The sequence below is a fragment of the Roseibium sp. genome (assembly GCF_965233565.1).
In the GTDB taxonomy this organism is placed as follows: Bacteria; Pseudomonadota; Alphaproteobacteria; order Rhizobiales; family Stappiaceae; genus Roseibium.
On sequence record NZ_OZ247494.1, the window covers coordinates 1,838,848 to 1,851,032 of the forward strand.

Sequence of the window (12,185 nt, forward strand, 5' to 3'; positions counted from 1 at the left end):
AGCAAATTATTCCAGCTTTGACCAGTGCAACAATCCCGCTTGCCACACAGGGGTTTTCTTGCAAGTCTGCAGCTTGTGCCCTGGCCGGCTGTGCACCGGAAGGCATTGAGAGGCCTTGATTTTATGCCGGCTTTGAACAGTGAGATCAGCCGGGCGGCCCGACACACCGGTCCGTTTTCAGGGAGTTCCGGATGAACGTTGCTGATGACGAGGTTGAAGCAAAGGCCGTGGCGGGCAAGCCCCGGAAACGCCACGGGCTGAGCCGGACGGACAAGGCGATTGCCTACCTGATGTTGCTCGGCTTCGCTTCCATTGTGCTCTGGCCCCTGACCTTCTTCATCATCGGCCCCGGTGAGGTCGGCGTCCTCTTCCGCACTCTGACAACCGGCACCGATACCAGCTTTGTTTACACCGAAGGCATCAATGCAAAATGGCCCTGGAATCGGGTCTACCGGTATGAAGTCCGTGTGCAGAAGCAGGACGACACCGTTCACGGGCTTGCCGCCGACGGACTGCGCATCACCAGTGACATTTCCGTGCTTTTTCACCCGAAAGCCGAAAATGCCGGCAAGCTTCACAAGGCCATCGGCCCCGAATATGCGGAACGCTTCGTCCGGCCAACCGCGATCGAGGCCATCCGCTCCGTCATCGGCAAATATGATCCGCACGAACTTTACCAGGTGGATCTGACCCGGCTGGAAACCGAGGTCATGGAGGCTATCGATTCCAATGAACAGGACATGGTCATTTTCGAGCAGGTCATTCTCCGCCGCATCCAGCTGCCGAAGGAACTCAATCAGGCCATCTCGCGAAAACTGACCGAAGAACAGAACGCCCTCGCCTATGATTACGTGCTTGAACAGGCACGCAAGGAGGCCGAACGCAAGCGTATCGACGCCATCGGCTATCAGACCTTCTATTCAATTGTCGCCGATGCCCTGACACCTCAACTGCTGACCTGGCGCGGGATCGAGGCGACGGTGGAACTTGCCCAGTCGAACAACAGCAAGATCGTGATCGTTGGCAGTGGCGAGGACCAGCTGCCGCTCATTCTGGGCAGCGACATCACCAAACAGCCGGACCTGCCGGCCCCGGCAGCCGTCAATCCGCAGCACTATCGGCTGCCGGATTTTGCAACCCTGCCCAAGCTGTTCCCCGACACACCTCAGGCACAAGCACCTGAAACTGCAGACGACAAAATGGACGCCGACGGCCCCAGTGCGACCGACGAACCGCCAATGGAAACCAGGGTCGAAGAGACGGAAAACACGGATAATAAGCAAAAAAATGAAAACTAAACTCAGGATTGCAAGATTGAATTCGCAGCCTTCTCAAGTTAGTCTGACCTAGAGTAAGCAGCGCGGTGCTGCCAAGCTGAAAGGAATATGTGACATGACGACGAAGTCCACTCGCACAGGTTCCACCAAGGCAGGATCGGCCGACAAGGCTGAAGAAGCCGAGAAACTCGCCGAAAACACGGAAAAGACCGACCAGGCGGAAATGACCGCCGAAGAACGCACCGAGCGCGCGGACAAGATCATTCGGGATCATGTCATCGTCGGCGCGGGCACCGGCCTCATTCCCATTCCGGTTTTCGACCTCGTCGCGGCCATTGGCACCCAGCTCAACCTGATCCGCAAGCTTGCACAGGCCTATGACGTCCCGTTCTCGGAAAATGCCGCCAAATCCGCCGTCACGGCACTTCTCGGAAGCCTTGGCGGTGTTGGCGCAGGAACTTTCATCGCCTCAAGTTTCATGAAGACCATTCCCGTCGTCGGAACGGCCCTCGGGATCGCGGGATCCGGAGCGACGCTCGGCGCTTTCACCTACGCTGTCGGCAAGGTGTTCCAGCAGCACTTTGAATCGGGTGGCGACGTCCTAAACTTTGACGCCCAGGCCTACAAGGATCACTTCAAGAACATGATCAGGAAAGGCGAAGACGTGGCGGAAGACAAACCGGAAGCCGCCTGATGTATGTTGCCCCGCTGATCATTTACCTGTTCCTGTGCGTGCTCGTCGGCTACCGGGGTAGGGAAACGCGCCTCGGCTCCTTCGGCTGTTTTCTGGCCAGTGTGATTTTCACGCCGGTGCTGGTTTTCGTCGTTCTGCTCTTGACCGAACCGCCGAAATACCTGTCCCAGAAATAGGGCATCTCCGGCTTCATGGTTCGAAGCCCTGAGCCTTTGACGGATTGCAAAGAAAGGCCGGCGGCATGACACCATGCCGCCGGCCTTTTGCTTTCAGTGTCTGCGCAAGACTTAGAATTCGATGGCCCGGTCGCCATCGGCGTCCTTGATGCGGGTCGGCAGGCCGATCCGGTTGAGGATGCCGAGGAACGGGTGCGGCGGCAGTTCTTCTACATTGGCCATCTTCTTCACGTCCCATTCGCCGGTCGCAATCAGCATGGCCGCGGCCACCGGCGGCACGCCGGCGGTATAGGAAATGCCCTGGCTGCCGACTTCCTCATAGGCTTCCTTGTGGTCGGCAACATTGTAGATGAACACCTCGTGCTCCTTGCCGTCCTTGATCCCTTTCACGAAATCGCCGATGCAGGTCTTGCCTTCATATTCCGGCGCCAGCGAGGACGGGTCCGGCAGGCAGGCCTTGACCACTTTCAGCGGCACGACCTCCAGCCCTTCCGCCGTGGTGACCGGCTGTTCGGAGAGCAGGCCGATGTTCTTCAGGACGGTGAAGACATTGATGTAGTGCTCGCCGAAGCCCATCCAGAAGCGGACATCCGCGCCGTCCATATTTTTGGCCAGTGAATGCACTTCGTCATGACCGCACAGATAGGCCATGCGCTTGCCGACCACAGGCAGGTCGTATTCCTTGCCGATCTCGAACATCTTGTTCGACTGCCATTCGCCCTTCTGCCAGGAATAGACGGTGCCGGTGAACTCGCGGAAATTGATCTCCGGATCGAAGTTGGTGGCAAAGTAGCGGCTGTGGCTGCCGGCATTGATGTCGACAATGTCGACATCGGTGACCTTGTCGAGATAGTCGTCCTTGGCCAGACGGGCATAGGCATTGACGACGCCCGGGTCGAAGCCGGCCCCGAGAATGGCCGTCACACCGGCCTTTTCGCATTCCTCGGCCCGCTTCCATTCATAGTTGGCATACCAGGGCGGGGTTTCGCAGATCTTGCCCGGCTCTTCGTGAATGGCCGTATCGATATAGGCGGCACCGGTCTTGAGGCAGGCGCTGAGCACGGACATGTTCAGGAACGCGGTGCCGACATTGATGACGATCTCGGATTTGGTGCTCCGGATCAGGTCTGCGGTCGCGTCGATGTCGAGTGCGTTGAGTTCATGGCCTTCCAGAACGCCCGGCTGCTTCAGGGCATTCTTGTCATGAACGGTCTTGATGATCTCGTCGCATTTGGAGCCCGTGCGCGAGGCAATGTGAATGTCCCCGAGGACATCGTTGTTCTGCGCACATTTATGCGCCACCACCTGGGCGACACCACCGGCGCCGATGATAAGGACGTTCTTTTTCATGAGGTTTCTTACCTTCCCTGGAACTTTGGGGGTGTTCGGGTTCAAGTCTCAAGACAGACTTTGTTCGTAATCCTGGTAGGTGAATTCGCGCACCGGCACGACCGTGCCGTCCAGCTCCTTCATCGCGATGGCCGGCATTTTCACACCGTTGAACCAGTTCTTCTTGACCATCGTGTAACCGGCTGCGTCCTGGATGGAAACCCGGTCACCGGTCCTGAGTTCGGCCGGGAACCTGAACTCGCCGAAAATGTCGCCGGCAAGACAGGATTTGCCGCAGATCATGTAGGAATGCGCGCCCTCATCAGGGCTCACCTTGGCACTTTCCCGGTAGATCAGAAGGTCAAGCATGTGGGCTTCGATGGACGCATCGACGATCGCCAGGTTCTTGCCGTTGAAGAGCGTATCGAGCACGGTGGTCTCCAGCGTGGTCGACCTGGTGATCGAGGCCTCGCCTGGCTCCAGATAGACCTGGACGCCGTATTTTTCCGAGAACGCCTTGAGGCGGTCCGAAAACAGGTCCAGCGGATAGTCGTCGCCGGTAAAGTGAATCCCGCCGCCGAGGCTGACCCATTCAACGCGCTCAAGAAGTGTGCCGAATTTCTCCTCGATGTCGCCGAGCATGCGGTCGAACAGCGCGAAGTCGTTATTCTCGCAATTGTTGTGGATCATGAAACCGCTGATCCGGTCGATGACATTTTCCACCTTGGCCACATCCCATTCGCCAAGGCGCGAGAAAGGACGCGCCGGATCGGCGAGGTCGAAAGTCGACGAACTCACCTGAGGGTTCAGCCGCAGCCCCCGGACGATGCCGGACGCCTTGCCGCCAAACCGTTCCAGCTGACTGATCGAGTTGAAGATGATCTTGTCGGCATGCGAGATCACCTCGTCGATCTCGTAGTCGGCATAGGCAACCGAATAGGCGTGCGTTTCCTTGCCGAACCGTTCATGGCCAAGCCGGACCTCGTTCAGGGACGACGATGTCGTGCCATCCATGTACTCGCGCATGAAGTCGAATACGCACCAAGTGGCAAAGCATTTCAGCGCCAGAAGCGCCTTGGCACCGGAACGTTCACGCACATAGGCGATCTTTTCCAGGTTCCGGAGCAGACCGGCTTTGTCGATCAGGTAATAGGGGGTCTCGATCATGTGTCTCCAGGTCCAACCCGCCTTGTGCGAGCTTTGTTGCGTATGGGTAAGAGACGGCACGCCCTTCGATTTCGGTCCCGCTTGAACAGGTCGCTGACCAGGCGTCAATCTGCCTGACAGGACCGCAGTCCGCGGACCGGGCTTGCTGTTTGCGTGACGGATATCGCCTCCATCCCGCATTGACAAGCAGGTTTGGAAAATCTCCTGCTGTCAGCGGCTTCCCTGTCTGACATGCGGTCGGCACACCAGGCCTTAGGTCAGCTTGAAACCCTTGGCCCGGATGAAAGCCCCAAAGCTGTCGCGTTCCGGCGAAGAATACTGGCGGCTCTTGTCTTCCGACCAGCCATATGTCGCCGTAAGACCATGGCGTTCGGGCGAGCGTTGCTCAGCGTAAGGCTGCTGGACCTCTCTGCGCCGGTCATAGTCGGCAATCACCGTCTCCGGATCACTTTCCTGGAACCGGTCCTCATGCACGGTCACGGACAAGGGCAACCGGACACTGATGGTCGGCGCTGTCTGCTTCGGATAGCCATAGGCCAGACCCGCAACGGGAAAGACATGGTCGGGCAGGTTCAGCAGCTCGCTCACCTTTGCGGCTTCGTTCCGGACCGCGCTGATCGGACAACAGCCAAGGCCGATTGCCTCGGCAGCCATGACGAAGGCGGCGAGTGCGATACCTGCATCGACGGCTGCATTGAAGAACGCATCCAGATGGTCATTGACGAACGGATGCCCGCGCAGGTCGTGCACCTGTCTCTGACGCCGGTTGTTGCCGCAAAAGACCGCAAGGTTCGGCACGTTGGCAAACCAGGACGCCGGACCGGCCAGTTCAAGAAGGTCGGCTTTCAGGTTCGGGTCACGCACGAGAATGATGTCCCGCTGCTGCAAGTCGCTCTTTGTCGGCGACGCCAGCGCTGCTGCGCATAACAGCCGGCTGAGCTCGGCGTCGACTGTCCTGGGTTCAAAGTCGCGACAGGAGCCGCGTGCGAGCATGCCGGCGAGAACGCCGGCAGCTTCAGGAAACCGGTCCGGATCAAACGGTTCCCCAAAACGGTGCTCGAACTGTTCCGCAAGTTTTGTCATGGCCCCACCCGGACTGAAATTGGAAGACGGTGCAACAGGTGAATTGGCGCCCCAGGAGCTGTCGGCAAGACAATGCACGGCAGGCACCAACGAGCCGAGAGACCTGAAACAGGTCGAAAAGTCGCCGCGCAACTCATGGAATTCCGAGACCAGTTGACACAACCAACCGCACACGCGCTCGACACGTTAACCATAATTGGCATTTGTCGCTTCTCAACAGGAGCAAATCTGCTTTCGGATTTTTCGGTTTTTGTTTCAAATTCCCGTGAACTTTTTATGCCGGAAAGCCTAACCCCCTCTGGCCCCAACGGCAGAAAACATCCGGCAAAGCAATGTTTGGGGGACAGGCACATCAGATTGTTCCCGAACTTGCGTTTCAGAGGAACGAAATTGCACGTAACGTCAGCTGCGTAGATATACTTATCGCTTGACTCTCGAAAGTCGGAACGCTTTTTTAACCAACAGGATATCGCGGGAACGGGCCACATCATGTGAGAACACCAACCCGGCCGCGAAGACGTCCTTAAAGCAAGGCTGGGGATCGCCATAAGATCACGCCGGAAAAACCGGCCCAGGCAAAACCGAGGGGAACTACATGACCAAGACTTTCCTGAAACTGACCGCGGCCAGTGTGGCGCTTTGCGCCGGTCTGAGCGCGGCCAATGCCGAAACGCTTCGCTGGGCACGCGCCGGCGACTCGCTGACGCTTGATCCGCATGCGCAGAACGAGGGCCCGACCCACGCGCTGGCTCACCAGATGTACGAGCCGCTCCTGCAGCGCGACATGGAAGCCCAGATCATTCCGGCACTGGCCACCAGCTGGGCACCGACCGACAATCCGAATGTCTGGGAATTCAAGCTGCGTGAAGGCGTGAAGTTCCATGGCGGCGAAGACATGACCGCCGACGACGTCGTTTTCTCCTTCAAGCGCGCCATGATGCCGACTTCGGCCATGAAGGAACTGCTGGCGTCCATCAAGGACGTGCGCAAGGTCGACGATCTGACCGTTCACATCGAGACCAACGGCCCGAACCCGCTTCTGCCGAACAACCTGACCAACCTGTTCATCATGGACAGCGACTGGACCGTTTCCAATGGCTGTGAAGCACCGCAGGATGTTGCCAATGGCGGCGACAACCCGTGCGTCCGCTCTGTCAACGGCACCGGTGCCTTCGTTCTGGAAAGCCGCAAGCAGGATTCCAAGACGGTCCTGAAGCAGAACGAAAACTACTGGGGCAAGGGTGAGTTCCCGATGGAAGTCACCGAAATCATCTATACCCCGATCCAGGAAAGCGCGACCCGCGTCTCCGCCCTCCTCTCCGGTGAAGTTGACCTGATCCAGGACGTTCCGGTGCAGGATCTGGCACGTGTGGCTGAAACCGATGGTCTGAAGCTCAGCACCGCCGCCCAGAACCGCACCATCTTCTTCGGCATGAACATGGGTGATGCGGACCTGACCAGCGACAGCGTTGACGGCAAGAACCCGCTGGCCGACCAGCGCGTGCGTGAAGCGATGAACATCGCGATCAACCGCGATGCCATCAAGAAAGTCGTCATGCGCGACCAGTCCGCTCCGACCGGCGTCATCATGCCGCCGTTCGTCAACGGCTGGAGCGAGGCGCTGGACGCCTATCCGGAGTATGACGTCACCAAGGCCAAGGCCCTGATGGACGAAGCCGGTTACGGCGATGGCTTCAGCCTGACGCTGAACTGCCCGAACGACCGTTATGTCAACGACGAAGCGATCTGTCAGGCAGCTGTCGGCATGCTCGGCCAGATCGGCATCAAGGTGAACCTCGACGCCAAGCCGAAGGCCCAGCACTTCCCGCTGATCAAGAACAAGGAAACTGATTTCTACATGCTCGGCTGGGGCGTTCCGACGTTTGATTCCGAGTATATCTTCAACTTCCTCGTTCACACGACCACCGACAAATACGGCTCCTGGAACGCGACCCGCTACTCCAACGCCGACATTGACGCCAAAATCCAGAGCCTGGCTTCCGAGACCGACTCCGAAGTCCGCAACGGTACGCTCGGCGAGATCTGGGACACGGTGAAAGCAGAGACCCTGTACCTGCCGATCCACAACCAGGTTCTGAACTGGGGCATGAAGGGCAACATCGATTTCCCGGTTCAGCCGGAAGATCAGCCGCACTTCAAATTCATGACCTTCAGCAAGTAAGTCGTGAAAGCGGCGACCGTGCCGGCTGTTCTTCAGCCGGCACGGTTTCCGTGATTTTGCTCAGACGTGCCGGCATGTCTTCAGAGACCTGCGACGGGTGAATTGCACCTTGCCCGTGAAACGCATCAGGCCTGACCGTCACCGAACAGCAATTGCATCCCTATCGATGGACTCCAGCAGACTGTTGCCGACGCCACAGTCTTTCGATTGGCATATACAAAATGCTCGCATTCATCATCCGGCGCGTGGGCCAGGCCCTGCTTGTTCTCATGGCCGTTGGTTTCGTCTCCTTTGCCATGTTCAAGTTCATGGGCGATCCGCTCGAGAACATGCTTGGACAGGAAGCCACCGTCGCGGACCGCGCCGAACTGGAAGAACGGCTCGGCCTCAACGATCCGCTCATCGTTCAATATGTGCGCTTTTTCCAACGCGCCCTGACCGGCGATTTCGGTGTCTCCTACCGGGCCGGCCTGCCGGTCGGCGAAGTGATCCTGGAACGCCTTCCGGCCACTCTGGAACTGGCCTTTCTTTCCGGGGTGATTGCCATATCGCTGGGCTTCGTGCTAGGGGTCTACACGGCCATCCGACGAGATGGCTACATCGCCAATTTCATCATGACGTCCTCGCTGATCGGCGTGTCGCTGCCGACCTTCCTGATCGGCGTGTTTCTGATCTGGCTGTTTTCCGTCAATCTCGGCTGGCTGCCATCGTTCGGACGCGGTGACACGCGCAGTTTCCTTGGTGTCGATCTTGCCATCCTGACATGGGACGGCTTCAAGTCGATGATCCTGCCCGCCGTCACGCTCGGGCTCTACCAGATGACGCTGATCATGCGGCTGGTACGCTCCGAAATGCTCGAGGTGCTCCGGACCGATTACATCCGGTTTGCCCGCGCCCGCGGTCTCAGCCAGAAGACGGTCAATTTCGGTCACGCCATGAAGAACACGCTGGTGCCGGTGATCACTGTCACCGGACTGCAATTCGGCTCGATCGTCGCCTTCGCGATCATCACCGAAAGCGTCTTCCAGTGGCCCGGCGTTGGTCTTCTGTTCCTCAATGCGGTGAGCTTCGTCGATATTCCCGTCATGTCGGCTTATCTGCTGCTGGTTGCGGTCATCTTTGTGACCATCAACCTGATCGTCGACCTGCTCTATTTCACCATCGATCCACGTCTCAGTGTGAGCAACAGCTGAGGACAAGAGGCATCATGGATATTCAAACCCCAAAAGGCGCGTCGGCCCGGCCCGAATTCAAGGAAGCCGTCGCGACCACTTTTCTGCAACGTTGGTTGCAGTCCGACGTCTGGCACTCCTACAAGTCGGCGCCGGTCATCATCGTGTCCTCCATCGTCTTCGCGGTGCTGGTCCTGGGCGCGGTCTTCTCTCCGCTGCTGTCGCCCTACACACCGTTCGACCCGGCCAGCCTCAACCTGATGAACGGCTTCACCAAGCCGATGTCGGCCAACGACTTTACCGGCGACTACTTCCTGCTCGGTACCGACGACCAGGGCCGTGACGTCTTCTCCACCATCCTGTTCGGCTTGCGCATCTCGCTCTTTGTCGGCGTGGTTGCGGTTCTGTTCGCCATGACCCTCGGCGTGGTGCTTGGCCTCATCTCCGGCTATGTCGGCGGCTGGCTCGACGGCGTCATCATGCGCATCGCCGACATTCAGATGACCTTCCCGTCCATCATGGTCGCCATGCTGCTCTACGGCATCGGCAAGGGCCTCATCCCGCCGGACCTGCGGGACGAAATGGCGATCTGGGTCCTGATCCTGTCAATCGGCCTGTCGGAATGGGTGCAGTTTGCACGCACGGTGCGCGGCGCGACGATGGTCGAACGGCAAAAGGAATATGTGCAGGCCGGCCACCTGATCGGTCTCACCCGCTGGAGCATCATGCTGCGCCACATCCTGCCGAACGTGACCGGACCGATCCTGGTGATTGCCACGATCAGCCTGGCCCTGGCCATCATTGCCGAAGCCACCCTGAGCTTCCTGGGGGTCGGTGCACCGAAAACCGAACCGTCCCTTGGAACGCTGATCAATGTCGGCCGGCAATACATTCTCTCCGGTGAATGGTGGATCCTGCTGTTCCCGTCCCTGACCCTGTTGGCGCTCGCCCTCTCCGTGAACCTGTTCGGAGACTGGCTGCGGGACGTCCTGAACCCGAAATTGCGATAGACCCGTGACAGACACACCTCTTCTCAAGGTCTCCGATCTGATCGTCGAGTTTCCGACACGCAACGGCGTTCTGCGCCCGGTAGACCGGGTCAGTTTCGAAGTGCGCGCCGGCGAAATTCTCGGTCTCGTCGGCGAAAGCGGCGCCGGTAAATCCATGTGCGGTTCCGCCATCATCGGACTGATCGACCGTCCGGGCCGGATAAGCGGCGGTGAAATCCACCTAGACGGCAACCGCATCGACAATCTTTCCGAAGACCAGATGCGCCGGATCCGCGGCAAGAAGATCGCCATGGTCTTCCAGGACCCGCTGACCAGCCTCAATCCGCTGATGACGGTCGGCCAGCAGCTGATCCAGACCATCCGGACGCACCTGCCTGTTTCAGCCAGCGAAGCCCGGACCCGGGCCATCGCGCTCCTGGAGGAAGTCGGCATTCCCGCGGCTGCCAGCCGGATCGATGCCTATCCGCACCAGTTTTCCGGCGGCATGCGCCAGCGCGTGGTGATCTCGCTGGCCCTGGCGGCCGAACCGGAACTGATCATTGCCGACGAACCGACGACGGCGCTCGACGTCTCGGTCCAGGCGCAGATCATGGCGCTCTTGAAGCGCCTGTGCCGGGAGCGCGGCACGGCGGTCATCCTGATCACGCACGACATGGGCGTGATCGCGGAAAGCACCGACCGCGTTGCTGTTCTTTACGCCGGGCGCATTGCCGAGATCGGCCCGACCCGGAACGTGCTCAGCACACCGTCGCACCCCTATACGACCGGCCTGATGGCATCGACACCGTCAACAACAGGCACGATGCACACGCTGAGCCAGATCCCGGGATCCATGCCGAACCTGCGGGCCATCCCGAAGGGCTGTGCTTTCAACCCGCGTTGCGAGAAGGCCATCGGCGCCTGTTTCCAGGACATTCCGATCCTTGAACCGGTCGATGGCAGCGAAGTCGCCTGCTGGCTCTACGATCCCGCCTATCAAGCCAAAACAAAAGAGTTCTCCGGAGCCACCGAATGACCGGCGAGACCCCCCTTATCCGCGCCCAGAGCCTGGGCGCCATTTTTGACGTCTCCAAGCCCTGGCTGAACCGGATGCTGGCGCTGGAGAAGAAACAGTTTCTGACCGCGGTCGACACGGTCGATTTCGACATTCCGAAGGGCAAGACCTTCGCGCTTGTCGGCGAGAGCGGTTCGGGCAAGTCAACGATTGGCCGGATGATTGTCGGCCTGCAGAAACCGACCAGCGGCAAGGTGCTGATCGACGGCGAAGACTTCTTCGCCATCAAGGACCGCAAGCGCCAGATGGCCATGCGGCGCCGGATCCAGATGATCTTCCAGAGCCCTTACGCTTCGCTCAACCCGCGTTGGCGCGTCAAGCACATCATCGGCGAACCGATCCGGGCCTTTGAACTGATGCCTGTTGCGAAGATCGACAAGCGGGTTGCCGAACTGCTCGACCAGGTCGGCCTTGCCAAATCGGATGGCGAAAAGTTCCCGCACGAGTTCTCCGGCGGCCAGCGCCAGCGCATTGCCATTGCCCGCGCGCTCGCCTCCGATCCGGAGTTCATCGTCTGTGACGAGCCGACCTCGGCCCTCGACGTCTCGGTGCAGAGCCAGGTGCTCAACCTGATGAAGAACCTGCAGCGGGAGCTTGGCCTCACCTACCTCTTCATCAGCCATGACCTGTCGGTGATCCGCTACATGGCCGACGAAATCGGCGTGCTCTATCTGGGCCGTCTCGTCGAGGTCGCCGACCGGGACACGCTGTTCCAGAACCCGCGCCATCCCTATACGCGCATGCTGATGGATGCGGCGCCTCATATCGATGCCTTCGGCCGTACGGCGGAGATCGTTTCGGGTGAAATTCCGGATCCGATCAACAAGCCGAGCGGCTGCAGCTATCACCCGCGCTGTTCCCTCACCGAAAACCTCTGCCGGAAAGATCGCCCGGACGTTCGCGAATTCGGTCAGGAACACGCCCGCGTCGCGTGTCATCTCTGCACGGCCTAGGGTCAGGGCCACCAGCAATGGTGTGGCCAGGCGGAAACCCGGAAAAACAAACGGAAGACGGCGTGCTGTTTCACCAGCACGCCGTTAT

The 12,185-nt window shown here is 59.3% G+C and carries 11 protein-coding genes; 8 read left to right on the forward strand and 3 right to left on the reverse strand.

Going from position 1 to position 12,185, the window contains the following annotated elements:
* The first annotated feature begins 191 nt into the window (after positions 1-191).
* The 3 genes from ACO6TG_RS08590 (at position 192) to ACO6TG_RS08600 (ending at position 2,147) form a co-directional block, all read left to right on the forward strand.
* Positions 192-1,298 carry a prohibitin family protein gene (locus ACO6TG_RS08590; RefSeq protein WP_422377791.1) on the forward strand — a complete coding sequence of 369 codons (1,107 nt, stop codon included), beginning with the start codon at positions 192-194 and terminating at the stop codon, positions 1,296-1,298.
* A gap of 94 nt (positions 1,299-1,392) precedes the next feature.
* Positions 1,393-1,971, forward strand: a complete 579-nt coding sequence (locus tag ACO6TG_RS08595; protein WP_422377792.1) for a DUF697 domain-containing protein — start codon at positions 1,393-1,395, stop codon at positions 1,969-1,971.
* Positions 1,971-2,147 (forward strand): hypothetical protein, encoded by a 177-nt coding sequence (locus ACO6TG_RS08600; protein WP_198338420.1) that lies wholly within the window; start codon positions 1,971-1,973, stop codon positions 2,145-2,147. The genes ACO6TG_RS08595 and ACO6TG_RS08600 overlap by 1 nt, the downstream gene beginning before the upstream one ends.
* Before the next feature lie 111 nt (positions 2,148-2,258).
* Here ACO6TG_RS08600 and ACO6TG_RS08605 read toward each other — a convergent pair whose 3' ends face one another.
* The 3 genes from ACO6TG_RS08605 to ACO6TG_RS08615 form a co-directional block, all read right to left on the reverse strand.
* On the reverse strand, positions 2,259-3,497 hold the full coding sequence (locus ACO6TG_RS08605) for a saccharopine dehydrogenase family protein (RefSeq protein WP_422374724.1): 1,239 nt from the start codon (positions 3,495-3,497) through the stop codon (positions 2,259-2,261).
* A gap of 48 nt (positions 3,498-3,545) precedes the next feature.
* Entirely contained in the window at positions 3,546-4,643 is a 1,098-nt protein-coding gene (locus tag ACO6TG_RS08610; RefSeq protein ID WP_422377793.1) for a carboxynorspermidine decarboxylase, read from the reverse strand.
* 252 nt (positions 4,644-4,895) lie between these two features.
* Positions 4,896-5,726 carry a nitroreductase family protein gene (locus tag ACO6TG_RS08615; RefSeq protein ID WP_422377794.1) on the reverse strand — a complete coding sequence of 277 codons (831 nt, stop codon included), beginning with the start codon at positions 5,724-5,726 and terminating at the stop codon, positions 4,896-4,898.
* 595 nt (positions 5,727-6,321) lie between these two features.
* On the opposite strand from ACO6TG_RS08615, the gene ACO6TG_RS08620 reads away from it, so the two are divergent.
* The 5 genes from ACO6TG_RS08620 to ACO6TG_RS08640 all read left to right on the forward strand — a co-directional run bounded on the left by ACO6TG_RS08620 (position 6,322) and on the right by ACO6TG_RS08640 (position 12,097).
* On the forward strand, positions 6,322-7,908 hold the full coding sequence (locus tag ACO6TG_RS08620; RefSeq protein WP_422377795.1) for an ABC transporter substrate-binding protein: 1,587 nt from the start codon (positions 6,322-6,324) through the stop codon (positions 7,906-7,908).
* Positions 7,909-8,129: 221 nt separating this feature from the next.
* Positions 8,130-9,101, forward strand: coding sequence for an ABC transporter permease (locus ACO6TG_RS08625; RefSeq protein WP_094072039.1), 972 nt, complete (start codon positions 8,130-8,132; stop codon positions 9,099-9,101).
* A gap of 14 nt (positions 9,102-9,115) precedes the next feature.
* The gene (locus ACO6TG_RS08630; protein ID WP_422377796.1) at positions 9,116-10,090 is read left to right on the forward strand and encodes an ABC transporter permease; all 975 of its coding nucleotides are present in this window, start codon (positions 9,116-9,118) and stop codon (positions 10,088-10,090) included.
* A 4-nt stretch (positions 10,091-10,094) separates the two neighbouring features.
* Entirely contained in the window at positions 10,095-11,105 is a 1,011-nt protein-coding gene (locus ACO6TG_RS08635; protein WP_094072041.1) for an ABC transporter ATP-binding protein, read from the forward strand.
* Entirely contained in the window at positions 11,102-12,097 is a 996-nt protein-coding gene (locus ACO6TG_RS08640) for an ABC transporter ATP-binding protein (protein WP_422377797.1), read from the forward strand. Before ACO6TG_RS08635 ends, ACO6TG_RS08640 begins: the two co-directional genes overlap by 4 nt.
* The last annotated feature ends 88 nt before the right edge of the window (positions 12,098-12,185 follow it).

Coding starts and splice junctions, on each gene's coding strand:
- ACO6TG_RS08590 (WP_422377791.1), top strand. CDS start 192: ATGAACGTTGCTGATGACGAGGTTGAAGCAAAGGCCGTGGCGGGCAAG.
- ACO6TG_RS08595 (WP_422377792.1), top strand. CDS start 1,393: ATGACGACGAAGTCCACTCGCACAGGTTCCACCAAGGCAGGATCGGCC.
- ACO6TG_RS08600 (WP_198338420.1), top strand. CDS start 1,971: ATGTATGTTGCCCCGCTGATCATTTACCTGTTCCTGTGCGTGCTCGTC.
- ACO6TG_RS08605 (WP_422374724.1), bottom strand. CDS start 3,497: ATGAAAAAGAACGTCCTTATCATCGGCGCCGGTGGTGTCGCCCAGGTG.
- ACO6TG_RS08610 (WP_422377793.1), bottom strand. CDS start 4,643: ATGATCGAGACCCCCTATTACCTGATCGACAAAGCCGGTCTGCTCCGG.
- ACO6TG_RS08615 (WP_422377794.1), bottom strand. CDS start 5,726: ATGACAAAACTTGCGGAACAGTTCGAGCACCGTTTTGGGGAACCGTTT.
- ACO6TG_RS08620 (WP_422377795.1), top strand. CDS start 6,322: ATGACCAAGACTTTCCTGAAACTGACCGCGGCCAGTGTGGCGCTTTGC.
- ACO6TG_RS08625 (WP_094072039.1), top strand. CDS start 8,130: ATGCTCGCATTCATCATCCGGCGCGTGGGCCAGGCCCTGCTTGTTCTC.
- ACO6TG_RS08630 (WP_422377796.1), top strand. CDS start 9,116: ATGGATATTCAAACCCCAAAAGGCGCGTCGGCCCGGCCCGAATTCAAG.
- ACO6TG_RS08640 (WP_422377797.1), top strand. CDS start 11,102: ATGACCGGCGAGACCCCCCTTATCCGCGCCCAGAGCCTGGGCGCCATT.